Source organism: Hydrogenophaga taeniospiralis, assembly GCF_020510445.1.
GTDB lineage: Bacteria > Pseudomonadota > Gammaproteobacteria > Burkholderiales > Burkholderiaceae_C > Hydrogenophaga.
Window position 1 is genome coordinate 2,595,690 of the sequence record NZ_JAHBAG010000001.1, and the last position, 16,605, is coordinate 2,612,294.

General features: G+C 69.5%; 15 protein-coding genes. 9 read left to right on the plus strand and 6 right to left on the minus strand.

What is annotated here, in order from left to right; all coding sequences use genetic code 11:
* Nucleotides 1–12 precede the first annotated feature (12 nt).
* Genes KIH07_RS12550 through msrA form a run of 3 tightly spaced genes read left to right on the plus strand, consistent with a single transcriptional unit; the run spans nt 13 to nt 7,230 of the window.
* On the plus strand, nt 13–4,782 hold the full coding sequence (locus tag KIH07_RS12550) for a DUF4347 domain-containing protein (protein WP_226492290.1): 4,770 nt from the start codon (nt 13–15) through the stop codon (nt 4,780–4,782).
* Between the two features lie 20 nt (nt 4,783–4,802).
* Nucleotides 4,803–6,674 carry a TolC family protein gene (locus tag KIH07_RS12555; RefSeq protein WP_226492291.1) on the plus strand — a complete coding sequence of 624 codons (1,872 nt, stop codon included), beginning with the start codon at nt 4,803–4,805 and terminating at the stop codon, nt 6,672–6,674.
* 40 nt (nt 6,675–6,714) lie between these two features.
* Nucleotides 6,715–7,230, plus strand: a complete 516-nt coding sequence (msrA, locus tag KIH07_RS12560; RefSeq protein WP_319004802.1) for a peptide-methionine (S)-S-oxide reductase MsrA — start codon at nt 6,715–6,717, stop codon at nt 7,228–7,230.
* 124 nt (nt 7,231–7,354) lie between these two features.
* Here msrA and KIH07_RS12565 read toward each other — a convergent pair whose 3' ends face one another.
* From KIH07_RS12565 to aztA, 4 genes are all read right to left on the minus strand, one after another.
* On the minus strand, nt 7,355–8,242 hold the full coding sequence (locus KIH07_RS12565) for an EamA family transporter (RefSeq protein ID WP_226492292.1): 888 nt from the start codon (nt 8,240–8,242) through the stop codon (nt 7,355–7,357).
* Nucleotides 8,243–8,312: 70 nt separating this feature from the next.
* A complete protein-coding gene (locus KIH07_RS12570; RefSeq protein WP_226492293.1) occupies nt 8,313–9,263 on the minus strand; it encodes a metal ABC transporter solute-binding protein, Zn/Mn family in 951 nt (316 codons plus the stop codon).
* A 26-nt stretch (nt 9,264–9,289) separates the two neighbouring features.
* Nucleotides 9,290–10,198, minus strand: a complete 909-nt coding sequence (locus KIH07_RS12575; protein WP_226492294.1) for a metal ABC transporter permease — start codon at nt 10,196–10,198, stop codon at nt 9,290–9,292.
* Nucleotides 10,195–11,016, minus strand: coding sequence for a zinc ABC transporter ATP-binding protein AztA (gene aztA / locus KIH07_RS12580; RefSeq protein WP_226492295.1), 822 nt, complete (start codon nt 11,014–11,016; stop codon nt 10,195–10,197). The genes KIH07_RS12575 and aztA overlap by 4 nt, the downstream gene beginning before the upstream one ends.
* Nucleotides 11,017–11,093: 77 nt before the next feature.
* On the opposite strand from aztA, the gene KIH07_RS12585 reads away from it, so the two are divergent.
* The 6 genes from KIH07_RS12585 (at nt 11,094) to KIH07_RS12610 (ending at nt 15,455) form a co-directional block, all read left to right on the plus strand.
* A complete protein-coding gene (locus KIH07_RS12585; RefSeq protein ID WP_226492296.1) occupies nt 11,094–11,609 on the plus strand; it encodes a Fur family transcriptional regulator in 516 nt (171 codons plus the stop codon).
* Nucleotides 11,606–12,265: an ATP-binding cassette domain-containing protein gene (locus tag KIH07_RS12590; protein WP_226492297.1), complete on the plus strand. Its 660-nt coding sequence runs from the start codon at nt 11,606–11,608 to the stop codon at nt 12,263–12,265. The genes KIH07_RS12585 and KIH07_RS12590 overlap by 4 nt, the downstream gene beginning before the upstream one ends.
* Nucleotides 12,262–13,482: an ABC transporter permease gene (locus KIH07_RS12595; protein WP_226492298.1), complete on the plus strand. Its 1,221-nt coding sequence runs from the start codon at nt 12,262–12,264 to the stop codon at nt 13,480–13,482. The genes KIH07_RS12590 and KIH07_RS12595 overlap by 4 nt, the downstream gene beginning before the upstream one ends.
* Nucleotides 13,479–13,721: a hypothetical protein gene (locus KIH07_RS12600; protein ID WP_413465741.1), complete on the plus strand. Its 243-nt coding sequence runs from the start codon at nt 13,479–13,481 to the stop codon at nt 13,719–13,721. Before KIH07_RS12595 ends, KIH07_RS12600 begins: the two co-directional genes overlap by 4 nt.
* 302 nt (nt 13,722–14,023) lie before the next feature.
* On the plus strand, nt 14,024–14,422 hold the full coding sequence (locus KIH07_RS12605) for a DUF3299 domain-containing protein (RefSeq protein ID WP_226492299.1): 399 nt from the start codon (nt 14,024–14,026) through the stop codon (nt 14,420–14,422).
* 76 nt (nt 14,423–14,498) lie between these two features.
* A complete protein-coding gene (locus tag KIH07_RS12610) occupies nt 14,499–15,455 on the plus strand; it encodes an AEC family transporter (protein ID WP_226492300.1) in 957 nt (318 codons plus the stop codon).
* Nucleotides 15,456–15,473: 18 nt separating this feature from the next.
* Here KIH07_RS12610 and KIH07_RS12615 read toward each other — a convergent pair whose 3' ends face one another.
* On the minus strand, nt 15,474–15,935 hold the full coding sequence (locus KIH07_RS12615; protein ID WP_226492301.1) for a hypothetical protein: 462 nt from the start codon (nt 15,933–15,935) through the stop codon (nt 15,474–15,476).
* Complete coding sequence (locus KIH07_RS12620; protein ID WP_226492302.1) at nt 15,932–16,471, minus strand: GNAT family N-acetyltransferase; 540 nt, start codon at nt 16,469–16,471, stop codon at nt 15,932–15,934. The genes KIH07_RS12615 and KIH07_RS12620 overlap by 4 nt, the downstream gene beginning before the upstream one ends.
* Between the last annotated feature and the right edge of the window lie 134 nt (nt 16,472–16,605).

Here is a 16,605-nt window from a genome sequence, read left to right on the forward strand (position 1 = left end):
AAAGGCACTCGCATGGACCAGACACGCAAGACACAAAGGCCGCAAAGCCCGGGCCGCCTCGGCGCGGCCCCCGAGGGCGCTGTGGCACGCACGCTCACCGTGGCCACGTCGGCTGTGGAGCGGCGCGTGCCGCCCCGGCGGCTGAGCACGCCCTGGGCGCTGGAGCCCCGCATTGTTTTTGACGGGGCACTGGCCGTCACGGTGATGGAGCCGGCGTCGGCGTCGGCTGAAGCGCCCGAACCGGCGGTGGAGGCGGAACCGGAATCGCCCGCTCCCGCTCCAGCGCCGAGCGAGGCGGAAAACGAGGTGCCAGCACCGGCGGCCACGGCCTCCGATGACGATGCCGCGCCGGACACCGAAGCCGACGCAGGAGCCGAAATCGAAACCGAAACCACCACCGCCAGCACCGACACCCCAGAGACGGTCGAATCCCCCGCGCCGTCCGCCGACGGCGAAGCGTTGCCGTCCGGCGATGCCAGTGACACCGACACCGACGGCGCATCGACCGACGGCCCATCGGACGACACGCTGGCGACGCCCCCCGATGCCACCGAGCGCCAGGAAGTGGTGTTCGTGGACGCCCGCGTGCCCGACCCCGCCGCGTTCGCCGCGCCGGGGCGCGAGGTGATCGTGTTGACCCTGGACGAGGACGGCATCGGCCAGATCGCCGACGCGCTGGACGGGCGCACCGGCATCGACGCGATCCACATCGTGAGCCACGGTGACAGCGGCAGCCTCTCGCTGGGCAGCGGGGCCGTGACCGTGGACGCCATCCAGGGGCTGCACCACGACGAGCTGCTGGCCATCGGGCAGGCCCTGTCGCCCGACGGCGACATCCTCATCTATGCCTGCGACTACGGTGCGGGCGCCGAGGGCCAGGCCGCCTTGTCGCTGTGGGCCGACCTCACCGGCGCGGACGTCGCCGCCTCGACCGACGCCACTGGCCATACCGAGCTGGGCGGCGACTGGACGCTGGAGGCGCAGCTGGGCACGGTGGAGACCGCCGAGCTGGCGCCCCAGAACTGGCTGCACGCGCTGGACCTGACGCTCACCCCCGTGGGCACGGTGGGCGCCGTGGGGCTGGCGGAAACCATCCTGGGCAACGGCGTGACCATCGTCTCGGCCACCTACAGCGGTGGCGCGGACCAGGCCGGCACCTTCACCACCGGTTCGGGCGCCAGCTTCGACCCGAACATCCTGGGCTTCACGTCCGGTGCGCTGTTCACCACCGCTGACAACATCACCAGCGTGGCGGGTCCCAACGACAACGATTTCTACAGCACGAATGCACCCGACGGTGTGGACGGCGATCCGATCTTCGATGCCATGTCCAGCGGCCAGGGCTCGTTCGACGCGTCGTTCCTGGACGTCGTGTTCGTGCCGAATGTGCCGCCGGGCGCCAGCCCCGGTGACACCGGCCAGATGACGCTGGAGATCGTCTTCGGCACGGAGGACTACAACGACTACGTGTACTCGACCTTCGGCGACGCCGTGGCCGTGTACGTCAACGGTGTGCAGCAGGCTGTGGTGCCCAACGGTCTGTCGGTCGGCATCGACACCATCAACGACGCGGGCAACATCAACCCCACCAGCCCTGAATCGAACGTCGCCAACGACCCCAACCCCGAACACACCTCGACCAGCTACGAGAGCGCCAACCCCTCGCTGTTCGTCGACAACGCAACCGGCGTGCTCAACACGCAGATGAATGGCTTCACCGTCACCATTCCGCTGACCTTCAGCGTGGTGTACGGGCAGGAGAACACGCTGCGCATCGGCATCGCCGACATTGGCGATGCGCACTTCGACTCCTGGCTGTTCGTGCGCGCGGACTCGGGGCAGACCGGCGTGATCGCGCAGAGCGACACGGTGACCACGGCGGCCAACCTGCCGGTCACGGTGGACCTGACCGCCAACGACACCGACCTGTCGGGCGGCTCGCTGACCATCACGGAAATCCTGGACGTTCCCATGAGCCCGGGCGTCACCGCCATCTTGCCCTCGGGCATGACGGTGACGATGGAGGACAACGGGCAGGTCACCATCATGGGCGATGGCGCCACCGCCATGACCGACACCTTCACCTACCGGGTCACCAACGAAGACGGCGAGACCGCGCTGGGCTCGGTGAACGTGACCATCCTGCCGGTCAACGCCACCCCACCGCTGGCCGGCGATGACACCTTCACCGTGGGGCCGACCAGCACCTCGCTGGACGTGCTGGCCAACGACAGCGATGGCGGCGACGGCGTGTTGAACCTGAGCTACATCAACGGCGCTGGCGTGGAGGTGGAGACGCCGGTGACGCTGTCGTCGGGCAGCACCGTCACCGTCCATGCCGACGGCACGTTGTCCTACGACGCGGCCCCCGGCGTGACCGAGGCGGAGAGCTTCACCTACACCGTGTCCGACGGGCAGGGCGGGAACACCACCGCCACGGTGCTGGTCCGGCTCGACAGCGATGCGGATGGCGTGAACAACACGCAGGACATCGACGACGACGGCGACGGTCTTCTGGACACCACGGAACACCAGGACGCCGAGGTGACGATGATCACGCCGACGGTGGCCCTGTCGGACCAGTTGGAGGCCGGATCGGCCTTCGTTCCCCTCGAACCCAGCGGGCCCGGCGCGCTGCCCGGTGGCGGTGTCACCGTGACGGTGCTGAGCGGCAACACCGCCGGCGATCAGTGGCGCATCTGGGCGCCACCGCAGCCCACCGCCGACGTGGAGCTGTATGGGCAGTCGCTCACCATGCCGACGCCCTATCTGGATTTGATCGGTGACTTCCCGCGCACGATCGAGATCGACTTCGGAACCTCGGCCGAAGCCCTGGGCACCGACGGCTACGTCTACCGCTACGTCATCGGCCTGGCGGGGCAGGGCGGCGGTAGCGAAACCTCGACCGTTACCTCAAGCGAAACCCTGGTGGTGCTGGACAACGCCGATGTGTTCAACACCGGCCTCTATGCGTTGCTCGACGGCGTGGAATCCACCACGCCGGGCCAGAGCGGGACGGTGATCACCTCCAACACCGGGGGCTTCAACGGCTACACCTTCTTTGAGATCAGCCCCGAGGCCGCGGCCCTTCAACTGAGCTACGCTGGCAACGACCCGCAGGGGCTGGTCTTTGGCGTGGTGGCCATTCCCGTTGGCGGGGCGCTGGACCTGGACAGCGACGACGACGGTGTGACCGACAACGTGGAGGCGCAGACCACCGCCGGCTACGTGGCGCCGTCGGGCACCGACAGCGATGGCAACGGCCTGGACGACGCCTACGAAAGCAGCCCCGGCGCGGCCGGAGGCCTGACGCCGGTGGACACCGACAGCGACGGCGCGGTGGACGTCCTGGATGCCGACAGCGACAACGATGGCCTGCAGGACGTGGCCGAGCGCGGCGATGGCCAGCCGGTCTCGGTCTCGGCCACCACCGACAGCGATGGCGACGGGCTGCTGGACATCTTCGAGGGCAGCAATGCGCTCGACGGATTCGACGCCAACGACGAGAACCGGACCACTGACACGCTGAACCTGGGCGGTGTTCCGGGCCTGCTGCCCGACGGGTCGAACGCGGTCCCGCTGGTGACCGATCTGGATTTCCGCGATGTGAACGACGCGCCCGTGGCCGCGGACGATCCGTTCGTGGTGGCCGAAGACGCGGCGCCCACCGTGTTGGGCAACGTGCTGGGCAACGACAGCGATGCCGATGGCGACACGCTGGGCGCGGTGGTGCAGACCCACACGCCCGGTAGCGCGGGGGGCCTGTTCAGCATCGATGCCACGGGGCTGGTGAGCTTCGACCCCAACGGCGCCTTCGACGACCTGGAGCCGGGCCAGAGCCGCACCACCACCTTCAGCTACACCGTGACCGACGGGCAGGGCGGCACGGCCACGGCCACCGTGAGCGTCACGGTGAACGGGGTCGCCGACGACCCCGTGTCGCCAACGCCGCGTCCTTCGCCGGCGCCGGAGCCACCCACGGGCGGGGCCGAACCGGTCGAACCCGCGCCGCCCCCGGCGCCCGCTGCGCCGGTGTTGCCACCGCCCGTTGCCGGCTCGACCCCGGGCGCGTCGCCACCTCCGGCACCGGGTGCGGTGTGGCCGTTCTCACCGGCCGACCCCCCCCTGACCTACACCATCGGCGCACTGACCCAGGCCTACCCGGGAGACCTCGGTATGGCCTCGGTGGGGGCCGGGTTCGGCCTCGACCTGGTCCACGCCGAATTTGCCGCGCAGTGGCCGGAAGGGCTGTTGCTGGGCGCCACGCGGGACAACCCGATGGACCATCTGGGTGCGCCCGGTGATTCGGTGTCTTCGTCCTTGCACGTGCAACGCGCGGTGCGCCACCAGCCGGTGACGGACGATCACGGCCTGTACGTGCAGCGTGCGGTGCGGGCCTCGCAGCTGGAGTCGGCCCTGCGGCAGGCCGTGGTGGATGCGGGCCGCTGGGTGTCGTTGAACGCCTCGGCGCCGCTGGGTCCGTGGCCCCTCGCACCGCAGGCCGAGGCGGGCACGGACGAGCCACCGGACGCTCAGGCCAGCCCCGAGAAGCGCGGGGCGGACAGTCCGCCGGCAGCGCCAGCCCGCCCAGTGGCCAGCGCCACGGTGGGCGAAGCGCACGCGGACGGTGCGCTGTCGGTCGACCCGGCCCCTGGGCGGCCCGAAGACCGGGCGCCGGCCAAGGCCGCCCCCGGATTCAGAAACCAGCTGGAGGCCAGCGCGCGTGGGCAAAGCCAGCGGCCGCTGACCCGGGCCACCGTCCGGCACGGACTCCCCCATTGATGCACAGCGGAAGCGACACCATGAACACGACATCCCCGACGAACACCGCCGGCCCACGCGTCGCGCTGGCCCTGGCCGTGGCCGCCGTGATGGCCGGCTGCACCGTGGCCCCCAAAGCCTTGACGCAAGACGAAGTGCGCGAGCGCGTCAAACACGACACCGCCAAGATGTACAGCGGCCAGGCCCCCATCACCGCGGCCATCAGCATGGAAGAGGCCGTGGCCCGGGCCCTCAAATACAACCTGGACTACCGCCTCAAGAAGATGGAGTCCGCCCTGGCCCAGGGCCTGGCCGAGCACACCAGCCACGACATGCTGCCGCAGCTGGTGGCCAGCGCGGGCTACAGCTCACGCAACAACGACTCCGGCGGCACCAGCATCGGCATCCTCGACGGCGAAGTCTCCACCCGCCCGACCTCCTCCGACGAACGCACCCGCACCCTGCGCGGCATCGAATTCAGCTGGAACGCGCTGGACTTCGGCGTCTCCTACTACCGCGCACGCCAGCAAGGCGACCAGTTCCTGATCTCCGAAGAGCGCCGCCGCAAAGTCGTGCAGAACATGCTGCAAGACGTGCGCGCGGCCTACTGGCGCGCCCTGGGCGCGCAGCGGCTCAACGCCCAGGCCGACGAAGTGCTCCAAAAAGCCTCGCTGGCGCTGGCGCGCTCGCGCGAAGCCGAGACCCAGAAGATCATCCCCCCGGGCGTGGCCCTGGCCTACCAGCGCGCCCTGCTCGACGCCACCGTGCTGCTCAACCAGCGCCGCCAGGACCTGGAGTTCGCCAAACGCGAACTCGCCGCCTTGATGAACGTGCCCCCCGGCGTGGACTTCCAGGTCGCCGAGGCCAGCGAAATGACCCTGCCGGCCGCCCCGAAGGAAATCACCAAACTCGAAGACATGGCGCTGCTGCAGCGCCCCGAGCTGCGGGAAGAAGACTTCAGGAAACGCATCACCGCCGACGAAGCGCGCAAACAGATGCTCGGCATGCTGCCCGGCATCACCCTCAACCTGGGCCGACAGCACGACTCCAACAAGCTGCTGTACAACAACAGCTGGAGCGAAGGCGGCGTGAACCTGGCCTGGAACCTGATGCGCCTGGTGGCCCTGCCCTCGCTCAAGAAGGCCCAGCAATACCAGGAGCAGACCGACGAGACCCGGCGCATGGCCCTGTCCATGGCCATCCTGACCCAGACCCGCGTGAGCGCCGAGCGCTACCGCATGGCGCTGGAAGACTTCCGGCTGGCCGACCAGGCCTCGCAGGTCGACACCCGCCTGGCCGCCTACACCAAGGCCTCGGTCTCGGCCAAGCTGGAGAGTGAACTCGAAGCGATCCGCACCCAGGCCCGAGCCGTGCTGGGCGCCTACCAGCGCGCCAACGCCTACGCCAACGCGCACATCGCGTTCGGGCGGCTGTACAACACCCTGGGCTTCGACCCGATCGCCGACGACTTCGAGGGCAACGACCTGGACACGCTCACGCAGCGCGTGCGCGCCCACCTGAAGGCCTCGCAGACCGACGCCTTTGTGATGTCGTCCAACCTGTTCGGGCCGGCCCCCACCGCTGTGAGTGTGGCGGTCACGGGGGATGTGGCGCCCGGCGAACTCGCGCCGCTGAAAACCCTGACCGCCGATTTCCTGCAACGCCAGGACATGGGCGACCGCGGGCAAGGGCCCGCCACGCTCACGCTGGACCTGCAGCGCCAGAAGGCCGGCGACCTGGAGAAGGCGACCTGGACACTGTCCCTGAGCAACGCCCAGGGCGACGTGCTGCGCCGCACGCACTTTGACACCACGGTGCCGCGATTGGCCCGTGCCGGCATCCATCAAAAGACCCTGCTCGCCGCGTTGACGGCCCGTCTGGGAGAATTGCGCGAGTGGCTCCAAACCGAGTGAGCCCGCAGCAGGAGTCATCATCGAAACCCCATCCACCCTCGTGCTCGGCGGCGGCTGCTTCTGGTGCACCGAGTCCGTCTACAAGGAAGTGCGCGGCATCACCGACGTCGAGTCCGGCTACAGCAACGGCCAGGCCGAACGGCCGAGCTACGAAGACGTGTGCACCGGGCGCACCGGCTGCAACGAGGTGGTGAAGCTGGTGTACGACCCGGCCGTCATCGGCACGCGCGAGATCCTCGAAATCTTCTTCGTGATCCATGACCCGACCACGCCCAACCGCCAGGGCAACGATGTGGGCACGCAGTACCGCAGCGGCATCTACTTCACCACGCCCGAGCAGCAGCGGACCGCCCAGGCGCTGCTGGACGAACTCGCGCGCGACAACCCCTTCGGCCGCCCGGTGGTCACCGAACTCGCGCCGCTGGCCAACTACTGGCCGGCCGAGGACTACCACCAGGACTTCTTCGAGCGCAACCCGCACCAGGGCTATTGCATGGCGGTGGCCGCGCCCAAGGTGGCGAAGTTCCGCAAGACGTTCGCTGCTTTGGCGAAGTAGGTTAGCCCTGCCATCGCACCCCCGTTCGGGCTGAGCCTGTCGAAGCCCTCTCGGGGCGCCGCCATTTCACACGCTGCGTTTCGACAAGCTCAACGCGAACGGTGTGGTCCCTCCGGTTTCAGCATCACGCCGTTCGCTGGTCCAGCATCGCCCGCAGTCTCGGCCAGAGCACGATGACCGCCAGTCCACTCAGTACCAGCGCCGCCGCACCCAGCTTCCACCCCGGCAGCGATTCACCCAGCGACAGGGCCGAAGCGCCCATGCCGAACACCGGCACCAACAAGGCCAGCGGCGTGACGGTGGCGGCCGGGTGGCGTGCCAGCAGCCAGTTCCACAGGCCGTAGCCAAAGAGCGTGTTGCCCAGCGCCTGCCAGAGCACGCTGGCCCACACCAGCGGGGTCGCTTGCGTCACGGCGCTCTGCATCAGCTGCGGGCCTTCGAGCAGCCAGGACAGCGCGAACAGCGGCGGCACCGCGAACACACTGCTCCAGACCATGAAGTGCAGCATGTTCACCGGCCCGAGCGACTTCACCACCAGGTTGGCGCAGGCCCAGAAGAAGGCGGCCGAAAGCACCATGCCCAGCCCGGCGAGCGTGACCACGGCCGCGTCCAGGTGCAGGCCGATCACGCCCAGCCCGGCCAGCGCCAGCAACAGACCGGCGAGCTGGTAGCCGCGCACGTGTTCGCGCATCAGCAGCAGCGACAGGCCGATGGTGAAAAACACCTGCACCTGCACCACCAGCGAGGCCAGCCCGGGCGAGATGCTGCTGCGCATGGCGAGGAACAGCAGGCCGAACTGGCCCACGCCCAGCAGCACGCCGAACGCGGCCATCTTGCGCCAGGGCGCGGTGGGCCGCGGAATGAACAACAGCCAGGGCAGGGCGGAAAAGGTGAAGCGCAGCGTGGCGAACAGGAAAGGCGGCAGGCCGTCCAGGCCCCAGCGGATCACCACGAAATTGGTGCCCCAGACGAAGACGACGGCGAGGGCCAGGAAGAGGTGTGAGAGAGGCAAGGTGGGCTCGGTGGGTGGCGCAGGGTGGGCCAGTTTAGCGAGCCCGTTCGGGCCGGTATCGGCGCCGCCCTCACTCGCCGCGCACGGCCTGTGTCAGCGCGGTGGTGTTGAAACGCATCATGGTCAGGTAGCTGGGCGCAGGATCCTTGGCGTCGGACAGCGAGTCGGAGAACAGCTCGCCCGCGGGCTTGACGCCGGTTTCACGGCCGATCTGGGCGATCAGGCGCGGGTCGGAAATGCTCTCGACGAACAGCGCCTTGATCTGTTCCTTCTTGATCTGGCGCACCAGTTGCGCCACGCCCTTGGCCGAGGCCTCGCTGTCGGTGCTCACGCCCTGGGGTGCGAGGAACTTCACGCCGTAGGCGCTGGCGTAGTAGCCAAAGGCGTCGTGCGAGGTGATCACCTTGCGTTGTGTGGCCGGGATGGCGGCCCAGAGGGCCCGGATGTCGGTGTCCAGCGCCTTGAGTCCTGCGTTGTAGGTCGCGGCGTTGCGCTGGTAGCTGTCGCAACCGCTGGCGTCGGCCTCGCACAGGCCTTTGGCGATATTGCCCACGTAGACCATCACGTTGGGAACGCTCTGCCAGGCGTGCGGGTCGGCTTCTTCGTGGCCGTGGCCGCCGGTGTGTGGGTGGCCGCCGGCTGCCTCGTCGTGCAGGGGCTTGATGCCCCGGCTGGCCACTATGTGCCGGCCCTTGTAGCCGGCGGTGCCCAGCAGACGGCTCATCCAGCCTTCGAAGCCCAGGCCGTTGGAGAACACGATCTGCGCCTGGCCGACCAGTTTGGCCTGCGCAGGCGTGGGCTGGAACACATGGGCGTCGCTGCCTGGGCCCACCAGCACCTCCACCGCCACCCGTTCACCGCCGACTTGGCGCACCAGGTCGCCGAGGATGCTGAAGCTGGCCACGGCCTTGACGGGGGCGGTGGCCTGCGCCCAGAGGGTGGGGCTCGCCAGGGCGAGCGACAGGCCGGTGGCGATCAGGGCCGCGCGGCGCGGGTTGCTGGAGGAGGTGGTGCGCGTCATGGAGGTTTCCTTTGGGGGGAGGGTTTTCAGGCCCGGAGGTGGGTGGAAGCGGGGCGCTGCTGGCGCAGCACACCGTGCGGAGCAAAGAGCAGTGAGGTGAGGTAACACGTGCCCAGGCTGAGCACGATGACCGGGCTGGTGGGCCAGTCGGCGTGGTACGAGATCAGCAGGCCCGCCAGGCTCGCCAGCAGGGCGATTGCGGTGGCGCCGAGCAGCAGCGGGCCGATGCGGCGCACCCAGAAGCGCGCCGTGGCCGCGGGCAGCACCATGATGCCGACCGCCATCAGCGTGCCCAGCGCGTGGAAGCCGGCCACGAGGTTGATCACGAGCAGCGCGAGAAAACCGTAGTGCGCCACCGGACTCCAGCCGCTCACGCTGCGCAGGAAGCCCGGGTCCAGGCACTCCAGCACCAGCGGGCGGTAGAGCAGCGCGAGCGAGACGAGCGTCACGGCCGAGATGCCGCCGAGCAGGGCCAGCGCGGGGTCGTCCAGCGCGAGCACGGTGCCGAACAGCACGTGCAGCAGGTCCACGCTGTTGCCCCGCACCGAGACGATGAGCACGCCCAGCGCGAGCGACAGCAGGTAGAACGCGGCCAGGCTGGTGTCTTCGCGCAGCACGGTGTTGCGCGCCACCAGGCCGGAGCCCACGGCCACGGTGAGGCCGGCCGCGATGCCGCCGACGGTCATGGCCGCCAGCGACAGGCCGCTGACCAGGTAGCCGATGGCCGCCCCAGGCAGGATGGCGTGGGCCATGGCGTCGCCGGTCAGGCTCATGCGGCGCAGCATCAGGAACACGCCCACCGGCGCGGCGCTCAGCGAGAGCGCCAGGCAGCCCAGCAGCGCGCGGCGCATGAAGCCGAATTCGAGAAAAGGGCCGAGCAGCGGGTTGGCCAGCAACAGGCCCCAGCCAGTGAAGAGTGTGGTGGCGTCGTTCATGCTCGAACCTCCTGTGCCGGGTGGTGGGCGTGCGGTCGCGCGGCCTCGGCGGGCGGTGCCTCGCACAAGGGCGCGTCCTCGTCAAACGGCTCCTGCATGCGCCGGGCCCGCGCCCAGTGCGGCTCGGTGAGCACCTGCGCCGTGGGCCCCCAGGCCACCAGCTCGCGCGCGAGCAGCAGGGTCAGCGGGAAGTGCGCCCGCACCTGCGCCAGGTCGTGCAGGACCACCACCACCGTCTTGCCCTGCCGGTGCCATTGGTGCAGCAGGGCGAGCAGGTCGTCGGTGGTGCGGTTGTCCACCGCGGCGAAGGGTTCGTCGAGCAGCACCACCGGCGCGTCCTGCAGGATCAGGCGCGCGAACAGGGCCCGCTGCAACTGGCCGCCCGAGAGCGTGTCCAGGCCGCGCTGCTCGAAACCGGTGAGTCCGACCGAGGCCAGCGCCGCGTCGCACAGCCGCCGGTGTTCGGCGCTGAAGCGCCCCAGCGCGCCCACACGGTGCCACAGGCCCATGGACACCATGTCGCGCAGGGCCACCGGGAAGCTGCGGTCGAGCTCGCTGTGTTGGGGCAGCCAGGCGATGCGCTGGCGGGAGGGCCCGCGCAGTTCGCCGCTGAGCGGCTTCAACTGGCCCGCCAGCGCCTTGATCAGGGTGGACTTGCCCGCGCCGTTGGGACCCACCAGCGCCACCAGCGAACCCGGGACGATGCGCAGGCTCAGGTGGTGCACCGCCGGGTGGCGGTCGTAGCCCAGGGTGAGGTCGCGCAGTTCGAGCGCGGGCGCCGATGGTTCGGCGGGCGAGGCGGGGGAGGGTGATGGCATGGGGTTTAAACTGTTGCAACTGAATTGCATTAACGACGATATTAACGCAACTTTGTTGCGATAATGAAAGCATGCCCGTGTCCACACGATCCCCCAAAGAACCGGTGACGGTGCCCGCCGAGTTGCAGACGCGCCTGGAGCGCGCCGGCCTGCGCCGCACCCTGGCCACGCGCGCCGTGCTCGGGCTGTTTCTGGGCAACCCCCAGAGCGCGCTCAGCCACGCCCAGGTGCTGGCCTCGCTCACGGCCCGGGGGCTGGACCTCAACCGCGTCACGCTCTACCGCCTGCTGGACCGGCTGGCGGCCTGTGGCGTGCTGCAGCGCCACGCCGACGACGGTGCCCGCACCTGGCGCTTCAGCTTGGCCGACACCGCGCAAGAGGGCCTGGTGCCGCGCTTCGAATGCGACGCCTGCCACCGCCAGTTCCGCCTGACCGAGGCCAGCGAGCCCACGCGGGCCGTGGCCGACGACCTGTTTCGCACCCTGGCCCTGCTGGGCCACCAGGGGCAGCGCGTCGATCTGTCGGTGCACGGCACCTGCGCGAGTTGTGTGCAACCCGGGGCGGACGGCCCGGCGAGGGAACCGTCGGCGTGATCCGGACCCGTGGCCTGGCCTACGCCTACCCGCGCCGGCAGGCACTGCGTTTTGACGATGTGGCGGTGCCGCAGGGCGGTACCTTGCTGCTGCGAGGCGCGTCGGGCAGTGGCAAGTCCACCTGGCTGGCGCTGGCCGCGGGGCTGCTCACGGCCGCCGAGGGCGAGCTGGTGGTGGCGGACCAGGCGCCGGCTTCGCTGGCCGGCGGCGCACGCGACGCCTGGCGCGCGCGTTGCGTCGGGTTCCTGCCGCAGCGGCTGCACCTGAGCGACGCGCTCACGGTGGCGGACAACCTCGCGCTGGCCCACTTCGCCGCCGGCCTGCCGGTGGACCGGTCCGCCATCGCCCAGGCGCTGGCGGCGCTGGAACTGGGCGCGCTCGCGGCGCGCCGGCCCTACCAGCTCTCGGGCGGGCAGGCACAGCGCGTGGCGCTGGCGCGCGCCGTGCTGTTGCGGCCGCGCGTGATCCTGGCCGACGAACCCACGGCCAGCCTGGACGACACGGCCTGCGCCGCCGCCATCGGCCTGCTGCGGCGCAGCGCGCAAGGCTGCGGCGCCACGCTGGTGATCGCCACGCACGACGCCCGCGTGCGGCACGCGCTGCCCGATGCCCAGGTGCTGGCCTTTGGTGAACGGGTTGGCGAGGGCGGCGCATGAACGTGTTCACGCTGTCCTGGCGCTACCTGTGGTCGCGCCCGCTGGCCACCTTGCTCAACCTGCTGCTGCTCTCGCTCGGGTTGGCGTCCATGGCCTTCGTGCTGATCGCCCAGGACCAGATCGACCGCGCATTCGAACGCGATCTGGCGGGCATCGACGTGGTGGTGGGCGCCAAGGGCAGCCCGCTGCAACTGATCCTGGCGGGCGTGTTCCACCTGGACGTGCCGCCGGGCAATATCCCGCTGGCCGAGGTGCGGGCACTGCAGCAGCACCCGCAGGTGGCGCAGCTGATCCCGCTGAGCCTGGGCGACAACCTGCAGGGCTTTCGCATCGTGGGCACCACGCCCGACTACCCGGCCCACTACAGCGCCACGCTGGCCCAGGGCGCGCTCTGGGCGCAACCCATGGACGCGGTGCTCGGCGCCCAGGTGGCGCGCGCTACCGGCTTGATGGTCGGGCAGGCTTTCGTGGGTGCGCACGGCCTGGGCACGGGCGGCGCGGTGCATGGCGATTCGCGTTATGCGGTGACCGGCGTGCTCGTGCCCTGTGGCTGCGTGCTGGACCGCTTGATCCTCACCGCCACCGAATCGGTCTGGCGGGTGCACGACGACATGCACGCCAGTGACGACATGGACGACGAAGACCGCGCCGCCATCGAGGCCGACCGCGAGGTCACGCTCGCGCTCATCCGCTACCGCAGCCCGATCGCGGCGCTGAGCTTTCCGCGCTACGTCAACGACAGCACCGCCCTGCAGGCCGCCGCCCCGGCGATGGAGATCACGCGCCTGCTCGGCATGGTGGGCGTGGGCACGCGGGTGCTGCGGGGCCTGGGCGCGGTGCTGCTCGGCGTGGCGGCGCTGTCGGTGTTCATCGCGCTGTGGAGCGCGGTGCGCGAGCGCCGGGCCGACTTGGCGATGTTGCGCATGCTGGGCGCGCCGCCCTGGAAGGTGGGGGCGCTGCTGCTGTGCGAATCCTTCTGGCTGGCCGTACTGGCCTGTGGGCTGGGCCTGCTGGCCGCGCACGGGTTGACGGTGCTGCTGGGCGGGATGTTGATGGCCGAGCAGTCGCTCGCCATCACGGGCTGGCAATGGGTGTCCACCGAAGTGTGGGTGCCCGTGCTGGCGTTGGGGGTGGCCCTGGTGGCGGCGCTGGTGCCGGCGCTCGGTGCCTACCGTGTGGATGTCATGTCATTGTTGAATTCGAGGTCGTACCCATGAAAGCATCTTTTTGGTTCCTGGCCGCCGCGGCGCTGATGAGCACCGCCGCCCTGGCCCAACACTCCGACCAGGAGCTCAAGGAAGACGTGGCGCGCCACCGCGCCATGGCCGCCGCCCACGAAGCCGTGGCCAAGTGCCTGGAGTCGGGCAAGGGTGAAAAAGTCTGCATGGTGGAACTCCAGGCCGCCTGCAAGGGTCTGGCGATAGGAAAATACTGCGGGATGAAGCACGGCCACTGAATGCGGCCCACCCCCGCGCCGCGCCGCACTGGCGGCGCGTCACCCCCTCAAGGGGGCAACGCGAGCGGCCCGGCGGAGCCGGTTCCGCCGCGTTCTGGCTTGCAATCTCCTCCCTTTTTATGAGCCCTCTTTTTCGTTGCGCCTTTTTGCTGTTGGCCTGCTTTTTTGGGCAGGCCAGCGCTCAGCTGTCGTCGCCGCTGGGGGCTCCTGTTCCGGCTGCCAAGCCGTCAACGGAGACCGGTGCTGGGTCGGGTTCCGGGGCATCGTCTGCGTTGCCGCATGTGCAGGGCCAGGGGGCTGGTGTGCACAGTCCGCTGTCGCCGTTTGCGCCGCTCAAACCACGCGAAGACGTGCTGGCCTGGTCGGTGCTCACCGACGTGAGCACGCGCATCGAGAACCGGCGCATCGTGCCCGTGTATCCTGCGGCCGTGAACACGCTGGACCAGAAGACGCAGCGCATCCAGGGCTTCATGATGCCGCTGGAAGCGGGCGAGCAGCAGCGCCATTTCCTGCTGGCCTCGGTGCCCCTGACCTGCGCGTTCTGCACGCCCGGCGGGCCCGAGAGCATGGTCGAGGTGCGCACGAAAGCGCCGGTCAAATACAGCCAGGGCGCGGTGGTGGTAGAGGGGCGGTTCCACGTCTTGAAGAAGGACCCCTCCGGTCTGTACTACCGCATGACCGAGGCCATCGGCGTGAAGTGATGCGGGGCCGCCAGCCAGCGCCGCCGCGAATGACCCCGCAACGGACCGCCGCACGCCCGGGCGATACCATCGCCCGGTGAACCTCGCTGCCCACCCCGTCGTCGCCTCCCTCACCCCCGTCTTCCTGCTGATCGCCACCGGCTTCCTCGCCGGGCGGCTGCACTGGATACGCGACGAGGCGGTCAAGGACCTCTCCAACCTCGTGTTTCTGCTGCTGATCCCGGCACTGCTGTTTCGCACCATGAGCGCCGTGCACGTCGAAACGCTGGACCTGCGGCCGTTGGCCGCCTATTTCCTGGCCGCGCTCGGCCTGCTGGGCGCCTCGATCGCCTGGCGCGGGTTCAACCGGCGCAGCGTGGTGCTGGCGCTGGGCGGCGTGTTCTCCAACCTGGTGATGATCGGCATCACGCTGGTGGAACTGGCGTATGGCAAGGAAGGCCTGGTGACCCTGCTCACCCTGGTGTCGATCCATGCCCTGACGCTGCTGACCACCGCCACGGTGGTGCTCGAACTCGCCGTGGCGCGCGAGAACCGCGCCAACGGCCAGGCGCAGCCGCACGTGCTGGCCACCACCTGGTCGGCTTTCAAGAGCGCGCTGATCCACCCCATCCCGCTGCCCATCCTGTGCGGCCTGCTGTTCGCGCAGACCGGCTGGGTGCTGCCCGTGGTGGTGGACAAGCCGTTGCAGTTGCTGGGGAGTGCCTTTGGTCCGCTGGCGCTGGTGCTGGTGGGCGTGACCATGGCGCGCACCCCGCTGGGTGGGGAGATCCGCACCACGCTGTGGATCACCGTGTCCAAGAACCTGGTGCTGCCACTGCTGGTGGGCCTGAGCGCCTGGGCCTTTGGCATCACCGGTCTGCCGCTGACCGTGATGGTGGTGGCCGCCGCGCTGCCCATGGGCGCCAATGTGTTTCTGTTTGCCCAGCGCTACGAGGTCGCCCAGGAGGCCACCACCGCCGGCATGGGGCTGTCCACCGCGATGGCGCTGTTCACGCTCAGTCTGGTGATGCTGCTGATGTCCTGGTGGAACTAGAGGAGCACCCCCGCCGCGTCATTGGCTGATCTTGCGCGCCTCTTCGATCTGGTATTCGAAGTAGTGCTGGATGCCGTAGGCGAGGCTGCCCATGAAGGCCACGGTGCCGAGCAGCATGGCCAGCACCAGCGCACCGATGGTCAACCAGTTGGTGCCGCCGGCGATGGCCTGGTCTTCGGCGCCGGGGTTGAACCAGCGGTTCCATTTTTCGCGGTCGCTGAGCGCGTAGACGATGCCCGCCAGGCAGCCGGCCGCGATGCTGCTGCCCAGAAACGGCACCAGCACCCAGGCGAGCTGGTCGTCCTGGCCCAGGGTCTGGATGCGCCGCACGCCCCACCAGCCCAGCGCGGCGGCGATGGGGTGCAGCCAGCCGATCCAGTCGCCCAGGCCCCGCAGGTAAAAGCGGTGCAGACCCATGCTGCCGCCGAGCACCGCCAGCCAGGCCGCCAGCGTCTTGTTCTTCGCCCGGGCCGTGCTCATGCAGAGGTTCCGCCGGACTCGGGGGGCGTGGTGTCGCCCGCACCCAGGGTCTTTTGCATCAGCACGATGTCGAGCCAGCGGTCGAATTTCCAGCCGCAGGACTGGATCACGCCCACCGGCTCGAAGCCCAGCGCGCGGTGCACGCCGACCGATCCCGCGTTGGCGGAGTCGCCGATCACGGCCATGACCTTGCGCGTTCCCGTGCGCTCCAGGGTGGCGAGCAACTCGGCCAGCAGGGCACGGCCCAGTCCCTTGCCTGCGGCCTCGGGCGCCAGGTAGATCGAGTCCTCGACCGAGAAGCGGTAGGCCGGGCGCGGCTTGAACCAGTTGCCGTAGGCAAAACCCAGCACCTGTCCATCCTCTTCGACCACCAGCCAGGGCAGGCCCTTGGACAACACGTCGGCCCGCCGGGTGCCCATCTCGGTCGGGCTGGGCGGTGTGGTTTCAAAGGTTCCGGTGCCGTGCAGCACGTGGTGGCCGTAAATGCGGGTGATGGCGTCGATGTCTTCGTCGCGGCTGGGGCGGATGAGGGGCATGTCGGGGAGCTTGTGCGAAGGGTTGAGGTCGGTGTTGAAGCGGGTATCACACGGGCTATAATCGCCGGTTTTGTGGTGTTTCGCTGGCCGGGTGGTCAGTCGTGTGTCTCAGGCGCCGCAATGAATGGGGTTTA